The 17,710-nt window shown below is 63.8% G+C and carries 16 protein-coding genes and 1 riboswitch; of the genes, 6 read left to right on the forward strand and 10 right to left on the reverse strand.

Annotation, left to right across the window (positions count from 1 at the left end; translation table 11 throughout):
* The first annotated feature begins 56 nt into the window (after positions 1-56).
* Positions 57-338: a hypothetical protein gene (locus tag AC3YMN_RS14905; protein WP_489890600.1), complete on the forward strand. Its 282-nt coding sequence runs from the start codon at positions 57-59 to the stop codon at positions 336-338.
* Here AC3YMN_RS14905 and AC3YMN_RS14910 read toward each other — a convergent pair.
* Complete coding sequence (locus tag AC3YMN_RS14910) at positions 335-817, reverse strand: hypothetical protein (protein WP_489890601.1); 483 nt, start codon at positions 815-817, stop codon at positions 335-337. The two genes, AC3YMN_RS14905 and AC3YMN_RS14910, sit on opposite strands and share 4 nt — an antisense overlap.
* Before the next feature lie 149 nt (positions 818-966).
* Positions 967-1,055, forward strand: a riboswitch (glycine riboswitch).
* A 157-nt stretch (positions 1,056-1,212) separates the two neighbouring features.
* Here AC3YMN_RS14910 and gcvT point away from each other — a divergent pair.
* Genes gcvT through gcvPB form a run of 4 tightly spaced genes read left to right on the forward strand, consistent with a single transcriptional unit; the run spans position 1,213 to position 5,658 of the window.
* Complete coding sequence (gcvT, locus tag AC3YMN_RS14915; protein WP_489890602.1) at positions 1,213-2,382, forward strand: glycine cleavage system aminomethyltransferase GcvT; 1,170 nt, start codon at positions 1,213-1,215, stop codon at positions 2,380-2,382.
* 13 nt (positions 2,383-2,395) lie between these two features.
* Positions 2,396-2,761: a glycine cleavage system protein GcvH gene (gene gcvH, locus AC3YMN_RS14920; RefSeq protein ID WP_489890603.1), complete on the forward strand. Its 366-nt coding sequence runs from the start codon at positions 2,396-2,398 to the stop codon at positions 2,759-2,761.
* A gap of 12 nt (positions 2,762-2,773) precedes the next feature.
* Entirely contained in the window at positions 2,774-4,117 is a 1,344-nt protein-coding gene (gene gcvPA, locus AC3YMN_RS14925) for an aminomethyl-transferring glycine dehydrogenase subunit GcvPA (protein WP_489890604.1), read from the forward strand.
* On the forward strand, positions 4,114-5,658 hold the full coding sequence (gcvPB, locus tag AC3YMN_RS14930) for an aminomethyl-transferring glycine dehydrogenase subunit GcvPB (RefSeq protein ID WP_489890605.1): 1,545 nt from the start codon (positions 4,114-4,116) through the stop codon (positions 5,656-5,658). The genes gcvPA and gcvPB overlap by 4 nt, the downstream gene beginning before the upstream one ends.
* Before the next feature lie 1,050 nt (positions 5,659-6,708).
* On the opposite strand, the gene AC3YMN_RS14935 is transcribed toward gcvPB, so the two are convergent.
* The 3 genes from AC3YMN_RS14935 to AC3YMN_RS14945 all read right to left on the reverse strand — a co-directional run bounded on the left by AC3YMN_RS14935 (position 6,709) and on the right by AC3YMN_RS14945 (position 8,754).
* Positions 6,709-7,314, reverse strand: coding sequence for a hypothetical protein (locus AC3YMN_RS14935; RefSeq protein WP_489890606.1), 606 nt, complete (start codon positions 7,312-7,314; stop codon positions 6,709-6,711).
* A 9-nt stretch (positions 7,315-7,323) separates the two neighbouring features.
* Complete coding sequence (locus AC3YMN_RS14940) at positions 7,324-7,830, reverse strand: peroxiredoxin (RefSeq protein ID WP_172122584.1); 507 nt, start codon at positions 7,828-7,830, stop codon at positions 7,324-7,326.
* A 105-nt stretch (positions 7,831-7,935) separates the two neighbouring features.
* Entirely contained in the window at positions 7,936-8,754 is an 819-nt protein-coding gene (locus tag AC3YMN_RS14945) for a protein-disulfide reductase DsbD domain-containing protein (RefSeq protein ID WP_489890607.1), read from the reverse strand.
* A 129-nt stretch (positions 8,755-8,883) separates the two neighbouring features.
* On the opposite strand from AC3YMN_RS14945, the gene AC3YMN_RS14950 reads away from it, so the two are divergent.
* Positions 8,884-9,459 (forward strand): YqgE/AlgH family protein, encoded by a 576-nt coding sequence (locus AC3YMN_RS14950; protein ID WP_172122582.1) that lies wholly within the window; start codon positions 8,884-8,886, stop codon positions 9,457-9,459.
* A 9-nt stretch (positions 9,460-9,468) separates the two neighbouring features.
* Here the strand turns inward: AC3YMN_RS14950 and AC3YMN_RS14955 are convergent, their stop codons facing one another.
* From AC3YMN_RS14955 to AC3YMN_RS14980, 6 genes are all read right to left on the reverse strand, one after another.
* A complete protein-coding gene (locus tag AC3YMN_RS14955; RefSeq protein WP_489890608.1) occupies positions 9,469-12,351 on the reverse strand; it encodes an EAL domain-containing protein in 2,883 nt (960 codons plus the stop codon).
* A 160-nt stretch (positions 12,352-12,511) separates the two neighbouring features.
* Entirely contained in the window at positions 12,512-13,060 is a 549-nt protein-coding gene (locus AC3YMN_RS14960) for a GNAT family N-acetyltransferase (RefSeq protein WP_248305237.1), read from the reverse strand.
* 66 nt (positions 13,061-13,126) lie between these two features.
* A complete protein-coding gene (locus AC3YMN_RS14965; RefSeq protein WP_489890609.1) occupies positions 13,127-14,389 on the reverse strand; it encodes a M16 family metallopeptidase in 1,263 nt (420 codons plus the stop codon).
* Between the two features lie 37 nt (positions 14,390-14,426).
* Positions 14,427-15,833 (reverse strand): threonine synthase, encoded by a 1,407-nt coding sequence (gene thrC, locus AC3YMN_RS14970; protein WP_489890610.1) that lies wholly within the window; start codon positions 15,831-15,833, stop codon positions 14,427-14,429.
* A gap of 75 nt (positions 15,834-15,908) precedes the next feature.
* Positions 15,909-16,679 (reverse strand): SURF1 family protein, encoded by a 771-nt coding sequence (locus AC3YMN_RS14975; RefSeq protein WP_489890611.1) that lies wholly within the window; start codon positions 16,677-16,679, stop codon positions 15,909-15,911.
* 194 nt (positions 16,680-16,873) lie between these two features.
* Complete coding sequence (locus tag AC3YMN_RS14980; RefSeq protein ID WP_172122579.1) at positions 16,874-17,710, reverse strand: cytochrome c oxidase subunit 3; 837 nt, start codon at positions 17,708-17,710, stop codon at positions 16,874-16,876.

Below are 17,710 nucleotides of genomic sequence, written 5' to 3' on the forward strand. Positions count from 1 at the left end.
ACCCGTGACCGGCCCCAAGGGTTGTCCCTGCGGCGAAGTGCATGGGATGATGCGAGATGGATAAGCTGCGGCGCGTCGAGGTCAGTGCCGACGATGTCTGGGGGCAATTTGGCTGGGCGGAGCGCCCAGTCTGCTCCTGCGGCCAACTGGCCCGGGCTGTGGAAGATCAACTGATCTTTGTCAGCCCCAAGCTCGTGGGCGAAGGCCCGCAGGCGAGCAATCTCTTTTATCTCCTCCCCGTCAGCGGCGACGGGTTCTTCGCGCTCAACGAAGGCGTCGCCATCGCCTGCTGTCCCTGGTGCGGTGATCCGATCCGGGGCCGGCGTGGGCCCGCCTAGGACGCCTTGAGCGCCACCGCCACGGCGCGGCACTGCTCCAGATCGCCAGCAATCAGCTCGTCCACCGCCGGCGTTCCCGCCTTGATGTTCTCGACTACGCGATCGGTATAAGCGGCGAGGATGGGCTCGATTTCCCCGGCCACCTGCGCCACCGCCGCCGTAATGCTCGGGATCTGCGCTTGCTGGCTCGCCACCTGAAGGAACAAAGCGCCATCTTCGGGCGCATAGATCGTCGGATCATCCGTGGCGCCCTGCCCCTGCTGCTGCAAGGCATAATGCAGCCGATAAACGGCTATGCAGCGCTTGAGGGCGGGCGAGAGATCATCCAGCCCGGCTTGCTCCGCCGCCTCCGATGGGTAAGGCGGCAAACTCTGCGGATTGATCATGCCGACAAGCGGCGCCAGTTCCGCCGCCCTGCTCACCGGCACGAGGCTTGCGATCAGCGTCACGGCTAGTGCAACAGGACCAAGGCTTTGCATCGGTGATCTCCCCAAGCTCGCCGCACCCTAGCGCCCGCGTAGCGTGCTGGCAAAACCCGTTGCCTGTAGCGCTGGCTCCATCACCGCTCTGCGATGGCCGGGACCAACACAAGGAGTCGATTGACGGCTCCGAGAATCTCCAGCATGTTGCCGCCACTGCGGGAGAGACTGGGTTTTCTCCAGCGCCGAAGGAGCAACCGCCCCGGAAACTCTCAGGCAAAAGGACCGCAGTTTACGCGATAACTCTGGAAAGCGGACCGCACGCTGCGGTCCCACCGAAGGAGCAACCGGCGCTCAGCCGGGAAATCTCTCAGGTGTCGAGGACAGAGGGGGCACGCCATTCGCCGCAGGGCGGATGCAGTCGTGTCGCCTTGTTCATTTTCCGGGATGCGTTTATGGCCCAACTCGCCGCCGAAGCTCTCAAGACCACGCCGCTCTATGAGCGCCACCTCGCTGCCGGTGGGCGCATGGTGCCCTTTGGCGGGTATAATCTCCCCGTCCAGTATCCGCTCGGCATCATGGCCGAACACAAATGGACGCGCGACCATGCCGGGCTCTTCGATGTCAGCCATATGGGCCCGAGCTTTTTGCGCCTCAACCATCCCAGTGGCGATGCCGAGGCGGATCATGCTGCCATTGCGGCGATCATCGAGCCGCTGATCTGCGGCGACATCCTCGGCCTCAAGCCGGGCCAGATCCGCTACACCCTGCTGCTGAACGAGCAAGGCGGCGCGCTCGATGACCTGATGGTCGCCCGCTCGCCCCAGGCGGGCGGCGAGCTCTATATCGTCGTCAATGCCGGCACCAAGGACGCCGATTTCGCCCGCATCGAAGCGGCGGCCGGTGATCGCGCGACCCTGGTGCGCGCCGATGCCGATCAGGCGCTGCTGGCGCTGCAGGGACCCGAAGCGGTTGCCGTACTCGGCGCGCTCGTCCCGGGCGCCGCGGATCTGGGCTTCATGACCCATGCCGCCTTCCCTTGGGCGCACGGGCAGCTCCTTGTCGCGCGCTCCGGCTATACCGGCGAAGATGGCTTTGAAATCCTCGTGCCCGCCGCTGATGCGCCCGCTCTTTGGGACCAGCTGGTGGCCGATGAGCGCGTCAATCCGATTGGCCTTGGCGCTCGCGACAGCCTGCGCCTCGAAGCGGGACTCCCGCTTTACGGGCATGACCTCAACCCCACCATTTCCCCCATTGAAGCGGGGCTCGGCTTTGCCGTCAGCAAGCGCCGGCGCGAAGCGGGTGATTTCCCCGGCGCCACCCGCATCCTTGCCGAACGCGAGGGCCAGTTGAGCCGCGTGCGTGTGGGCCTTCTGGTTGAAGGCGCCCCGGCCCGCGAAGGCGCCGAAATCCTCGATGCCGCCGGGGCCCCCATTGGCGTTGTCACCAGCGGCGGCTTTGCCCCGTCGCTCGGCAAGGCCATCGCGCTCGGCTTTGTGCCGCCCGACCATGCCACGCCCGGCACGCAGCTGCAGGTCGCCGTGCGCGGCCGCAGCCAGCCCGCCGAGGTCGTCCCGACGCCGTTCGTTCCCCACCGCTATTTCCGCAAAGCCAAAGCCAGCTGAGAGGCCTTCTCCCATGACCACCAAGTTCACTCCCGAGCATGAATATATCCGCGTTGAAGGCACCACCGGCATTGTCGGCATCACGCCTTATGCGCAGGAACAGCTGGGCGATATCGTCTTTGTCGAGCTGCCGGACGTCGGCAAGCAGCTGACCAAGGGCGCCGAAGCCGCCGTCGTTGAATCGGTCAAGGCCGCGTCCGAGATTTATGCCCCGGTGACGGGCACCGTCACCGAGGTCAATCCGGCCCTTTCCAGCCAGCCCGGCCTCATCAACAGCGATCCTGAAGCGCAGGGTTGGCTGTTCAAGGTTGAAATCGCCAATGCCGACGAGCTCGACACCCTGCTCGACGCCGACGGCTATGCCCAACTGACGCTCTAGGCGGACCCCCTCATGCGCTACCTTCCCCATTCGGCGGCCGAACGGTCCGCCATGCTCAATGTGATCGGCGCCACGAGCGTTGAGGCGCTGTTCAGCGCCGTGCCCGCAGGCGCCCTCAAATCCTTTGATCTCGACCTGCCCGCGCACAGCCCCGAATATCTGGTCGAGGCGCATATGCGCCGCCTTGCCGGCATGAACCATGCCGCGGGGGATGGCCCGTTCTTTCTCGGCGCCGGTGCCTATCGCCATCATGTGCCCGCCACGGTCGATCACCTGATCCAGCGCTCGGAATGGCTCACCGCCTATACGCCCTATCAGCCCGAAATCTCGCAGGGCACCCTGCAGATGCTGTTCGAGTTCCAGACTCAGGTCGCCAAGCTCACCGGCATGGATGTGGCCAATGCCTCGCTTTACGATGGCTCCACCGCCACCGCTGAAGCGGTGCTGATGGCCAGGCGCCTCACCCGCCGGCGCAAGATCGTGCTGTCCGGGGGCCTCCATCCCCAATATCGCGATGTGGTCCGCTCCTATCTCAAGGACGATCCCGATCTCCTTTGCCTCTCCCCCTCCCCTGAGGGCCAGGGCGACCTGCTCGACCATATCGATGGGCAAACCGCTGCCATCGTCGTGCAGACCCCCGACTTCTACGGTCATCTGCGTGATCTGCAGGCGGCCGCGGATGCCGCTCATGCCAAGGGCGCGCTGCTGATCGTCGTCATCACCGAGATCGTGTCGCTGGGGCTCATCGAAGCGCCCGGCGCGCTGGGTGCCGATATCGTTGTCGGCGAAGGCCAGTCGATCGGCAATGCCCTCAACTATGGCGGCCCCTATCTTGGGCTCATGGCGACCAAGAAGGAATTCATTCGCCAGATGCCGGGCCGGCTTTGCGGCGAAACCGTTGACGCCGACGGGAATCGCGGCTTCGTGCTGACGCTGTCCACCCGCGAGCAGCACATCCGCCGCGAGAAAGCCACGTCCAACATCTGCACCAATTCCGGGCTTTGCGCCCTGGCCTTCTCCATCCATATGGCGCTCTTGGGCGAGGCGGGCTTTGTGCGCCTGGCTCGCCTCAACCATGCCAATGCGATGCGGCTGGCCGATGCGCTGGCCGGGGTCGCGGGCATAGAGGTGCTCAATACGACCTTCTTTAATGAGATGACCATCCGTGTCACCCAGCCGGCTGCTGGCCTTGTCGAGCGGCTCGCCGGGCGGGGAATCCTGGCTGGGGTGCCCGCGAGCCGCCTACTGCCGGGTGATCCCGAGGTGGAGAATCTCATCATTGTGGCCGCGACCGAACTCACCACCGAGTCCGATATCGCCGCCCTCACCGCGGCTCTGACGGAGGAACTGGCATGAGCATGAACAATCAGGGTCGGCCCTCCGGTATCGGCACCGGCGGCAGCACCAGCGCCTCTGGCTCAGCACTCATCCCCGATGAACCGCTCCTGTTCGAGATCGGCGATACCGAGCATTCAGGGGTCGATCTGCCCGAGGTGGAGCTTGCCAGTGATCGCTTGGGCGGTTTTGGCCGCAAGGCCAAGCTTGACCTCGCCGGGCTCACCGAGCCCGAAGCCATGCGCCACTATGTGCGCCTCTCGCGCATGAACCACTCCATCGATAGTGGCATGTATCCCTTGGGATCGTGCACCATGAAGCACAATCCCCGCCTCAACGAGAAGATGGCGCGGCTGCCCGGTTTTGCTGACATCCACCCGCTCCAGCCGGTTTCCACCGTGCAGGGTGCGCTCGAGCTGATGAACCAGCTCAGCCATTGGCTGATGACCCTCACCAATACCGCCGCCGTGGCCCTCTCCCCCAAGGCTGGCGCACACGGTGAGCTCTTGGGCATGATGGCGATCAAGGCCGCTCAGGAAGCCGCCGGTCAGGCGCACCGCACTGTCGTGCTTGTGCCCGAAAGCGCCCATGGCACCAATCCGGCCACCGCCGCCTTCCTCGGCTATTCGGTCAAGGCCGTGCCCGCCCGCGCCGATGGGACCGTCGATGTGGAAGCGGTCAAGGCGGCATTGTCGCCCCAAGTCGCGGCCATCATGCTGACCAATCCCAACACCTGCGGCCTTTTTGAGCCCGAAGTGATCGAGATTGCCCAGGCCGTGCATGATGCCGGGGCGTTCTTTTACTGCGATGGCGCCAATTTCAACGCCATCATGGGGGTGGTCCGCCCGGGCGATCTTGGCATCGATGCCATGCATATCAACCTGCACAAGACCTTCTCGACACCCCATGGCGGCGGCGGGCCCGGTGCCGGTCCGGTGGTGTTGTCGGAGGCGCTGGCCCCCTTTGCGCCGGTCCCCTTCGTGCGCAAGAGCGGTAATGGGCTGGAACTGGTGGAACATGTGCAGGACCAGGCTCTGGGCCGCGTCACGGCGTTCCATGGCCAGATGGGCATGTATGTCCGCGCCCTCACCTATATGCTCAGCCACGGCGCCGATGGCCTCGCCCAGGCCGCCGAGGATGCGGTGCTCAACGCCAACTACATCAAGGCGCGCCTGCAGCATCTGTTCTCGGTGCCGTTCCCCGATTATCCCACCATGCACGAGGCGCTGTTTGACGACAGCTTCCTCAAGGATACCGGGGTTTCAACTCTCGATTTTGCCAAGGCGCTGATCGACGAGGGTTTCCACCCCATGACCATGTATTTCCCGCTGGTCGTGCACGGCGCCATGCTGATCGAGCCCACCGAAAGCGAAAGCAAGCAGACGCTCGACCAATTCTGCGATGTGATGGTGGAACTGGCGACCGCAGCCAAGGCGGGCAATAGCGAGCGCTTCACCGCCGCCCCCACCAAGGCCCCTCGCCGTCGGCTCGACGAAACCCGCGCCGCCCGCAGTCCCATCCTGCGCTGGGAGCCCACCGAGCTGGCGCAAGCGGCGGAATAAGCCGCTGCTGGCTTCGGCGGCGTGAATGCAGCCCCCGGCACCAGCCGGGGGCTTTTTTGTGGGCGTGCGGTAAAGCCTCTCAGTCGACACCCTCCCCCTTGTGGGGCTTCGCGCTGTCCGCACCGCGGCCGATCGCTCCAGTGGAGCGATGGGAGGCAAGAAGGCCATGAGGGCTATGCCCGAATGGCTGAAAGGGTGGCGGTTCTGCGTGGGTGCAGCACCGGCCCGTCGCTAGACCGCCATTTGATGAACCGCCTTTTCAGTCGACACCCTCCCCCTTGTGGGGCTTCGCGCCGTCCGCTCCGCGGCCGATCGCTCCAGTGGAGCGGTCGGAGGCAAGAAGGCCATGAGGGCGATGCCCGAATGGCTGAAAGGGTGGGGGTTCAGGCCTATCCAAGAACTCGATGCCGGGACTCTTGGACCGACTTATCCCGGCCTGACAATCGAGCCTGTGGCACCGTCTTCAAACGCCCTTTGTGGGGCAACTCGCAAGTTGATGATGGCCGCCCCCATGGTTCGAGGCTACGCTTCGCTGCGCACCTCACCATGAGGGCTCCGGAAAGCTCCCTGCTCTTTCCAACCTTAACGCCCACTCACCAGCCCCTCCCAGCCCTCACCCTGAGGTGCCGCGCAGCGGCCTCGAAGGGCGAGGGCGCCAGCACCAGCCCCGCAAGAAAATTATCCCCGCCCCCGAAAACCTCAGGCACAATCGCCCCTGTTCCCGCACAAGCTGCGCGGTCGCGACGAACGGTCGGTGCGGGAATGCCGGGTGAGGTGGAGGTCGCTCCATCTCCTGCGGTGACGGATGATCTGGCCCGACCTCACCCCGGGCACCGGGCACATCGTGCCCTAGTCGGCGCGGGTCCAAGCCGAGGACGGTCTTTCACCACAGAGTCCCTGGGAAACATGGGGCGAGGTGAGTTCCACCTCTATCCTGCAAGGCCGGACGACCGGCACCGGGACGAATCTCGCCCCATGACGCAGCAGCAACCGCAGGGTGTTAAACCCGGGCGGCGCTTTGGCACGCCCGGCTCGATTTCTGAGGTGAACTTAGCCGCGGGTATCGAAGCCGACCCAGATGGTGATCTCCTCACCCCCCAGATAGGGAATGGCGACATTTTCGACCACTTTGACGAACTCGGCCGATTGCGCGGGCGGCGTGATCGCCACGGGGATCGAGTATTTCTCCGAGAACACGGCCTGCCCGTCGCGTTCCACCGCAAAGCGGATCGGCGCCGTCACCGATTTCTGGTCGCCCGCCGGGCCCAGCAGCACGCGGCCGACCACACCCATCTGCACCGTGATGAGACCATTGGAAACCACGCAATTGCGCGAGCTTTCCTCGATCACGCCCTGATATTGCAGTGAGCGCGGATCGCCGGTGCGGCCATTGCCGTAATAATACATGGCTTCCCCGCCCGGCCGCACCTTGATGGGCGGGCATTCGGTGGCAATCGCCGGCAGGGCATTGGTTTGCGCCTCGGCCATGGCGGCCGGGCTCGCGGTGGCGTTCTGCAGGTTCTGCTGGGCCGCCGGCGTGCCGTTGCCGCCCATCAACCCGCCCATGGAACAACCCGCCAGCAGCGCCGCAACGACGCCCGCGCTACCGGCGCGCATACCGAATTTGCCCGCCGCTCGAAGCGAAATCTTGCGCATACCGGCCTCCTAGAGCGTCGAAGGGGTGTTGGCCGCTTCCAGCGCCATCAGAATGGCTGGCGCGCCGCTGGCCGTGATCCCGGGGCCCTCCTCGGGCGCGACGATCTGTACCACCCCATCGCGGATCACCAGCGCCGAGCGCATGAAGCGCTTGCCCATGCCGGCAACGCTGAGGTCCTTGCTCAGGCCCATGGCGTCGGCAAGCTCGCCATTGCCATCGGCCAGGAAGTCGATCTTGCCCACCGCGCCCGAGGCTTCGGCCCAGGCTTTCATCACATGGTGGTCGTTGACGGCGGCGCAAACAATGCGATCCACGCCTTGGGCGCGCAGCTTGGCCTCGTTGGCGATAAAGCCAGGCAGATGATTGACGTGGCAGCCCGGGGTAAACGCACCGGGAACGGTAAACAACACCACCGTGCCTGTGCCCAGCACGGCATCGCTGGTGGTGTCAGTGCTCCCCTCGGCCCCGACAAGCTTTACCGGCACGGACGGAAGCGCATCGCCACTCTTGATCATTGCTGTTTTTGCTCCATTGCAGGCCGTCTTTGCGGCCGATACCGCCACCTTCCTGACCGGGATATGCGGCTTTGGTTAGGCATACAAGGGCGATCCCCGATTTCCTCATTCCTCGGGCGCTTGCGGCCCCTCGACCTTGCGAACCACGACATAGGGCCCGCGGCTGGTCATGAAGGTCAACTCGATCGTTTCGTTGTGCAGATCGGCGGCGCCATCCTCGCCTCGAACCGGCACCAGCACCAGCCCGGGCTCGGCCCCGCTTTGCGGACTGCCAAACAGCGGCTCGCCCGAAGCGGTCGCGGCAATCAGCGAATCCGGCTCCACCGCCGGATCGGCAATCCGGACATCGAGGCTTTCGCCATCGGCCCCCAGTTGCACTCCGGAAATGGGCTCGCCCGACCCGTCCCAGGGAAGGGGGATGGCGGCCAGGGCCTGCCGGATGCGCAAACCATTGGCCCGGTCCGGCGCACCGAGCTGGAGCGGCAGGCTGAACCGCGCCTGGGCCGGCATGCAGATGTCCGAGCAGATGCCCAACAGCGCCGAGAGCTCCACCACCGGCTCGGCGCCGTCGACGCGCACCTCGATGGGCAGCACCGTGGGCCCGAAATAGACATAGTCGAGATAGTCCGCGGTCTCGGAGCGAGAGGGATAGGGCCAATGGATCTGCCCGCCCGTTATGCCCACCGACCCCATCCAATCGAGCTTGGTCGGCAAGCCCGTATCGCCCGGCACCCGCCAATAGGTCTTGGTGGTTGCCGGCATATCGATCTCGAGGCCCAGCATGGCCGAGCCATCGGCCCGCACTTCGCCGGTGCTGATCAGCCGGAGCTTCACCCCCGGCGCCACTTCCTGCCACGGCGTTTCGCCAGCCCAGGCGGGCGAGACGAGCACAAAAAGAGCGGCGATGAGCGGAGCGCACTGCATGGGCGGGCATTAACGCAGGATGAGGTGAAGAAAAAGCTGACGCCTCATCAGGGCTTCGTGATGCCCCCGATATGCCAACCTGACGCAGCCCAACTTGGCAGTGCCGCGGCGAATGCCTATTATAGCGCTATGACGACACTTGAAGGACAGATGCTGGTCGCGATGCCTGATATGGCAGATGAACGCTTTGCCAAAAGCGTGATCCTGCTCGTTGGCCATAACGACGACGGCGCCATGGGACTGGTCGTGAACCAGCGCATCACCGAGATGCGGTTCGCCGATATCCTCGACGAGCTCGACTTGGGCGACCCCGACGCCGTGATCCGGCTGCCCGACACCATCCGCGAACGCCCGGTGATGCGCGGCGGCCCGGTGGAAAAGGGCCGCGGCTTCGTGCTGCATTCGGCCGACTACAAGAGCGGCAATACCTATGCCGTTGCCGATGGGGTGTGCCTGACGGCAACGCTCGACATCCTGCGTGCCATGGCCTTTGGTCCTGCGCCCAAGTCAGCGCTATTCGCCCTTGGCTGCTGCGGCTGGGGCGCCGGCCAGCTCGAAAGCGAGATCAGCAATAATGGCTGGCTCACCGTCCCCTTTACCCATGATCTGGTGTTCGAAACGCCGGTGGAACAGCGCTACGAGGCGGCGCTGGCCAGCATGCATGCGAGCCTGGCCAATCTGAGCACCGAAGCCGGCCACGCCTAGCCCTGAGGGCTAGCGCGCCAGCTGGGCGCTCAGATGCTTGGTGAATTCACTGGCGCTCATCGCCGCGCCAAACACGAAACCTTGCGCCAGGCGACAATTATGCTCGCGCAGGCGCTCCAATTCCGGCTGGGTTTCCACGCCTTCCGCGATCACGGCGAGATCGAGATCGTTGGCTAGCGCAATGATGGCGCGCATGATCGGCCCCTGCGTATGTCCAGCACCGTTGACGGCACTGATCTGCACGAAGTCGGGCGGAATTTTGATGGTGTCGAACGGGAAGCGGTGCAGGTAACCGAGCGAGGAGTGCCCGGTGCCAAAATCGTCGAGCGCCAGCCCGATCCCCAGCTTATGCAAGGCATCGAGCACAAAGGCTGAGTGCTCGGGATTGGTCATCACCTGTGACTCCGTCAGCTCAAGCTTGAGGTGGCTGGCAATGCCGGCATTCTGGCCGAGGATCGTCCGAATGTCGTTGAGGAGCGCCTCCGTCGCCAACTGCGTCGGTGACAGATTGACCGAAACGAAGAACTCCTCGGACAGGTTGGGCAATGAACTCACCCAGTCCCGGGTGTGGTAGGCCGCCTGCTCAAAGGCAATGCGGCCCAGCCGCTCGATCTGCCCCGAGCGCTCGGCCAGGGTAATGAACTCCTCGGGTGCCACCACCCCGCGCGTTGGATGGTTCCAGCGCATCAGCGCCTCCGCACCTGCGATCTTGCCGGACTGGATATCCATGATCGGCTGGAACTGCACCTGTAGCTCGCCATTCTTCATGCCGCGCTCGAGGTCCTCCTCGCTGGTGCGGTTGTAGGCGGAGATGGAGCGGGCCGAAGCGCGGTAAGCCTCGATCCGGTCGCCACCCAGTCGCTTGGCGTAGTACATCGCCAGCTCGGCATCGCGCAGCACTTCGGTGGCCGTAGCCGGCTCGCTGTCATAGATGGTGATGCCAATGGACGCTGTTAGCGTCAGGTCGCGGTCGCCAAAATTGAACGGCGCCTTGAGCGATTTGCGGATCTGCTCGGCCGTTTCGGCGATGCGCCCGGCGGTTTGCTCCGCGGCCAGCACCACGGCGAACTGGTCGCCGGTAATGCGGGCCACCGTATCGAGTGGACGCATGATGCGGGCAATGCGCCGCGAAATCGCGAGCAGCACCGAGTCGGCGGCCGAATGGCCGATCCGCTCCTCGAGCTCCATGAACCGGTCGATATCGATCAGGAAGACAGCCGGCTTGACGCCATTGGGGGTCCGGCCCCGCTCGAGGGCGCGGTCGAGGCGGTCAAGGAACAGTTGCCGATTGGGCAGGCCAGTGAGGCTATCATGCACCGCATCATGCAGCAGCCGCTCCCGGGCCGCGCGATCCTCGGTGACATCCTGGAGCGTGCCAACGATACGGTTGACCTGCCCGTCGCCCCCCAGCACGGGTTTGACCCGCATGCGGAAGGCCCGGTAATTGCCGTCATGGCCGGCAATGCGCATATCGGACGAAACCTTGCCGCGCCGCAGTTCCACCAGCGTGTCGAATGCCGTGCGGAAGCGATCGCGGTCCTCGGGGTGAACGCGGTCGAGCCAGCGCTTGATCGAGCCACGCAGAGCCCCGCGCTTTTCGCCCAGCCGCGTTGCCAGCTCGTCCGAGACCGAAACGCGGTCGCGCTCGATATTCCAGTCGAACACGAAATCGCCCGAACCCGTCAGCGCCAGTGCCCGGCGCTCGACCTCCGACAATGTGCCAATCGACACCTGCCCTTCCGAGAAAGCGTGCTGCACGGCGGTAAAGCCGAGCAGCATGACGGCGAGCACCAGCCCCCCGCCCACCGCCGGCTGGGCCACGTCATTGGAGACCTGCCCGGAAATCACCAGCCAACTGAAAAACAGCCAGGCAATGATGATGATCCAAGTCGGCACCAGCAGCACTGCCCGGTCATAGCCGCGCAGGGCAAGCAGAAGGATCAGGAAAAAGCCCGACACGCCAAGGAGCACGAGGACGAGACGCGCAATCGTCGCGGCGATCGCTGGCTGGAAAAAAGCAAAAGCAAACAGCGCCAGGAACAATGCCGCCAGGCCGAGCGCCAAATGCACGAAGCGCAGATGCCAGCGATGCAGGTTGAGATAGATAAAAAGAAAGCCCGCCAGGGTCGTGGCGATCCCAGCCTCCGAAGCTGCCCGGATGGGTTGCATTGCCCCTGCGGGCAGGCCCAGCAATCGGCCCAGCACGCCAAAATCGATCAGCAGGTAAATCAGCACCGCCCAGGCAAAGGCGGCCGTTGCAGGAAACACCCCGCGGCCCTTGACCACAAACATGATGGTCAGGAACACGGCCGCAAGCGAGGCGACGCCCAGCACCACCCCTCGGAACAGCGTGAAGGAGTTCACATAATCGCGGTAGGCGTTGGGCTCCCAGAGATAAAGCTCCGGCAACTCGCCGGTCGCCAATTCAGCCACGAGCGTTACGGTCGCACCTGGATCGAGCGTAATCTCGAAAACATCGGCCTCGCTATCGGCCAGCCGCACCGGGCGAATGCCGGCGCTTGGCGTCAGCGCGGTGATCCGCTCATTACCCAGGTCCGGCTGAAACACGCCCGAGCCTGGCAAACGGAAGAACGGGGCCACGAGGAGCCGCTCGATCTGCTGGTCGCTATCATTGCGCAGCGCAAACAGGGCCCAGTTGGGATTGGTGCCCTGCTGGCTGGCCAAAACCTCGATGCGGCGGATAATCCCGTCCTCGCCGGGCGCGGTAGACAGTTGTACCCGCCCCTCGCTGCCTTGCTGGAGCTGAACCACGTCCGAAAGGTTAACGGCGTTGACGTCCTGGGGGACGGTAATAACCTCAAGGGCGGCGACGGGCGCGAGGCCCAACAGCGCGAGTGCAAGGCAGGTCGCGAGAGCAATAAGGTGACGCATCAGGGGCGATTATATCCTGCGCTAGGCTGCATTAAGGCAGTGGTCCGGCGCGTTCAGAAGCGAAGGGCGACGGCTTGGCGTGGCGACATTGCGCTGTGGTAGCCGGGAAAGCTGAATCGAACAAGCTTTGCCCAGTGTTGCTGATGCGCAACGGTGGATATCAGCGCTGTCCGTAGTGCAGCCGCTGGTAGCGTTCCTTGACCAGGCCAAACAGCACGTGGTCTTCCCAACGCCCATCAATCTGCAGGTATTTTTCGGCAAAACCCTCCTCGACAAAGCCGTTCTTCTCAAGCACGCGCCTCGACGCCATGTTGCCGGGAAGAAATGCGGCATGGATGCGATGGAGGTCCAGCGTGTCGAAGACAAAAGGCAGGGTCACGCCGACTGCCTCGGTCATCAACCCCTGCCCGGCCCATTGCTGGCCCATCCAGTAGCCCAGGGTAACGAACTGCGCCGCGCGGCGGCGAATATTGGAAAGGGTAATTCCCCCTACCAGGACTTGGCGGTCGCCTTGAGGGTGGAAGATGAACAGGGAGTAATCACTGCCCTGCTCGGCCTCTTCCCGGGCCCGCTTGACCCGGCTGGCAAATACCCGCCGCGCCAGATCGGCTTCGGTCCAACGGGGCTCGAAGGGTTTCAGGAAATCGCGGCTGGAGCGGCGCAGTTGATGCCAGGCGTCATAATCACCATGCTGGGGCAGGCGCAGCATCACCCTTGGGCCACGCAGTGCCAGGGGCGATGTCGGAGGTGACCAAGGCCAGAGCATGGTGCCGGCTCAACGCTTCAGCAGGTCGCCGATAGCGTCGACTTCCGCCAGCTTTCCGACCGGACCGATGCCGGCAAGGGTTGGTGCCCCTGTGGTGAACAACTGCTCGGCGACCTCCTGCACGCGCTGGGCGGTGATGCGATTGATGCGCTCAACGGTTTCCTGCATCGGAATCGGACGGCCCCACAAGATCTGCTGGCGCGCCAGCTGGCCGGCGCGGGCCGAAGGGCTTTCCAGGGACATCAGCAGGCCGGCACGAATCTGGTTGCGGACCCGGATAACCTCATCATCGGTGATGGTCTCGGTCGCGCGACGCAGTTCGTCCAGCACCACGGGCACCAAATCCTCGACCTCGTCTTCCCCCGTGGCGGCGGCAACACCGAACACGCCACTATCGGCAAAGGCCCAATGGAAGGCGTAAACGGAATAGCACAGCCCACGCTTTTCGCGCACCTCCTGGAACAGGCGCGAGCTCATCCCACCACCCAGAATGGAGGCCAGCACCTGGGCGGCGTAGAAGCCGTCGGAATTATAGGCGCGCCCTTCAAAACCCAGAACGATATGCGCCTGTTCATGGTCGGACAGGAGGCGCTCCTCGCCGCCATGGTATTCAGCGCGTTGGGGCGCCGGTGCCCCATTGGGCTTGAGATCGCCAAAGCGCTGGCGCGCCACGTCAACCAGGCCCTCGTGATCCACATTGCCCGCCGCGGCGATGACCATGTGGTCGCCCACATAGTTGCGGCCCATATATTTGCGGATCGTGTCGGGGGTGAATTCACGCACCGAGTCGACGGTGCCCAGAATGGTGCGGCCAATGGGCTGGCTGGGGTAAGCCGCCTGCTGGAACAGATCGAACACATGATCGTCCGGATTGTCGCGGGCGGCGCCGATCTCCTGGACGATCACCTGCTTTTCGCGCGTCAGCTCGTCGTCATCGAATTGCGAGTTCTGGAGGATGTCGGCGAGAATGTCGGCTGCCAGTACCACATCATCCTTGAGCACCCGGGCGAAATAGCCGGTATGTTCGATCGAGGTCGCGGCGTTGAGGTCGCCCCCAACATTCTCGATTGCCTCGGCGATCTGCAGCGCCGTCCGACCCTTGGTGCCCTTGAACGCCATATGCTCGAGCAGATGGGAGATCCCGTGCTCGGCCTTGCGCTCGCTGCGTGCCCCCGCCTTCACCCAGACCCCGAGCGAGGCGCTTTCCAGATGCGGCATGTCGTCGGTGAGCACCACCATGCCATTATCGAGGGTCGTCGATTGTACGCTCAAGCAATCCTCCCGGCCGCCGCGATCTGCGAGCGCCTGTTCAGCGTTCTGTTGTGGCGGCGCGCGTTCGCGCGGCAATAAAGGCTTCCACCTGGTCCTGGTCGTTGGGCAGCACCTCGAGGCGCTCCTCGCGGCTGTGCAGATCAACCAGCCAGGCTGGCAGGGCAGGATCGATACCCGAAGCCGCAGCTACGGCCGCCGGGAATTTGGCCGGATGGGCTGTGGCCAGGGTGATCATCGGTGTGCTGGACGGCAAGTGTTCGCGTGCCACATGGACACCCACAGCGGTATGAGGATCCAGCAAGTAAGCCGCGGACTTCATGGTCTGGGCGATGGTGGCGCTGGTCTGGGCCTCATCAGTGGTGCCGGCCGCGAAGTCCCGGCGGATCTTGGCCAAAGCAGTTTCGGGCAAGCTGAAGCCACCCGACTGCTTGAGCCCATCCATCATCCGCACCACAGCGCTTGGGTCACGATCCACAGCCTCGAACAGCAAGCGTTCGAAGTTCGACGAAATCTGGATGTCCATAGAGGGGCTGATCGTGGGCACCACACCGTCTGTTTGATAGCGCCCTGTTTCGATCGCCCGGCGCAGGATATCGTTGCTGTTGGTCGCAACGACGAGCTTATCTATGGGAAGGCCCATGGCCCGTGCGCAATAGCCGGCGAAGATGTCGCCAAAATTGCCCGTTGGCACGGTGAAGCTAACCGGGCGATGCGGGCTGCCCAGCGACACAGCGGCGGTGAAGTAATAAACGATCTGCGCGACGATCCGGCCCCAATTGATGGAGTTGACGCCGGAGAGATGCACCGTGTCACGGAAGCGCGCGTGGTTGAACATGGCTTTGACGCTGTTCTGACAGTCGTCAAAAGTGCCCTCGAGCGCAATGTTGTGCACATTGGCATCGAGCACCGTGGTCATCTGCAAGCGCTGCACCGGCGAGGTCCGACCGCGCGGGTGCAAAATGAAGATGTCGGTGGTGTCACGGCCGCGGAAGGCTTCAATCGCAGCAGAGCCGGTGTCGCCCGAGGTCGCGCCAACAATGGTGGCCCTAAGCCCCCGTTGCTGCAGGATGTAATCCATCACGCGGCTGAGGAACTGCATGGCCACGTCCTTGAAGGCGAGCGTGGGGCCATGAAACAGTTCGAGCACGAAATGGTTAGGCTCGAGTTCCACCAGCGGCGCCACCGAAGGGTGGCGGAACACCGCATAGGCATCATCGATAATGGTCTTGAGCGTGGCCGCGGGGATATCATCGCCAACAAAACGGCTGATAATGTCGTAAGCGACTTCCGGATAGGGCCTGCCAGCAAAGCCCGCAATTTCAGCGGCAGAAACCTGCGGCCATTCGCGCGGCACATAAAGCCCGCCATCAGACGCTAGGCCAGCCAGCACGGCATCGGCGAAACCCAGCACGGGGGCCTGGCCGCGCGTAGAAACAAACTGCATCGAACGCAAGTGCCTTTCGAGATTTGGTGCAACCTAGTCAAAGCAGGCGCGAACCGCAAGGCAGCATCGGCTTGCTTAGCCCTGAGGCTCCTTGCGGCGGCGCTGCGCCCACAACCAGGCCACCAGCATCACGGGCGCGACGATGGCAAAGCCAAACCAGGTATACGCGTAGCCCAGATGGTTGTTGGGGAACTCCACTATGGTCTCGCCACCCTGTGGCAGGGTTCCGGGTTCGCCGGCCACCATGTCCACATAGAAGGGGGCGAACGGCGCGAGCGCCGGATCGACCATATTGGCCAAGCGCTCGGGATCGCGGACCCATTCAACCCGATTCGAAGTGTCGGGCTCGGGCACCAGCCAACCGGCTTTTTCGCCCGGACGCAAAAGGCCCGTAATGGTCATGGGCACCCCCGCCCCCTCCCGGTCGGCCTGGGCGGCTTCGCGATACTGCTCGGGCACAAAGCCGCGGTTCACAAACACGGTGCCACCGCCATCCAGCACGAAAGGGGTAACTACCCAATACCCCGGTCCCCCAGCGGGCCCGCGAGGATTGGTGAGACTGGTGAAGACGGCAACGGTTTGATCGGGCTGAAACGCCCCGGTCAGTGTGACGGGTTGGAAGTTCCACGCCTCCAAGTCGAGCGCCGGCCACTCCCCAACAAGCGGAGCCGGAACCGGCGGCGAATGAAGCCTGGCGTCGACCGCCGCCACCAACGCTTCCTTTTCCCCCAGCCGCTGAAGTTGCCAATTGCCCAGCCACAAGCAAACAGCGGTCAGCGTCAGCATCAGCACCACGAAAATGCCGGTCATGACGCGGCCGGGTCTGCGCTCACTTGCCGAAGTCATTGATGGCTCCTAGGGGGGGTCAAGGCCTTGATGGTTCCAGGGGAAGCCAAGCCGGGCCAGACAAAAGGGATTGCGCCGGGCGCAGGTAGGGCGGCTGCAACGGACAGAACACGATGGTCGGCTCGACGCTGCATCAGAAAAGCTTGAGGCGCAGCTTTTGGCTGCGCCTCGCTAGAATATTGTCGATGGCGCGATCAGTGATTGATCGCCACGCCCCAGCTGCCCCACACATAAATTGAGGCGAACAGGAACAGCCAGACCACGTCCACGAAGTGCCAGTACCAGGCGGCGAACTCGAAGCCCAGATGGCGCTCTGGGGTGAAATCGCCCCGCATGGCACGGATCAGGCAGACCAGAAGGAAGATCGTACCCACCAAGACGTGGAAGCCATGCAGGCCCGTCGCCATGAAGAAGGTGGCGCCATACATGTTGCCGCTGAACGAGAAGCCAGCTTCGGAATATTCGATGGCCTGCACGACGGTGAATACCGCACCCAGCAGCACCGTCAGGATGAGACCCCACTTCAGTCCCTGGCGATCGTTCTGCAGCAGCGCATGGTGCGCCCAGGTGACAGTCGTGCCCGAGGTCAGGAGCAGCAGCGTGTTGAACAGCGGCAGGTGGAAGGGATCGAACAGCTCGATGCCAGCCGGTGGCCAGCTGCCTTCTGTCGCGGCCATGCGAGCATACTGCTCCACATCGTCGAGGCGGAAGAAGCCGTCGAAATAGGCCCAGAAGAAGGCGACGAACAGCATCACTTCGGAGGCGATGAACAGGATCATGCCATAGCGATGGTGCATCTGCACAACCGGGGTATGATCAACGCCGTTATTGGCTTCGCGAACGACGTCGGACCACCACGCGTACATGGTGTAAAGCACGCCTACCAGACCGATCACGAAGATCCAGGGCGTCCACTGATGCATCCAGAAAATCAACCCGACCGCGAAAACAAACACGGAAACGGACATAACGAACGGCCAGGGGCTGGGCGGTACGAGATGGTAGTCATGGTTCTTGGCAATCTCGGCCAT

This window comes from Devosia sp. Z11_6, assembly GCF_058133665.1.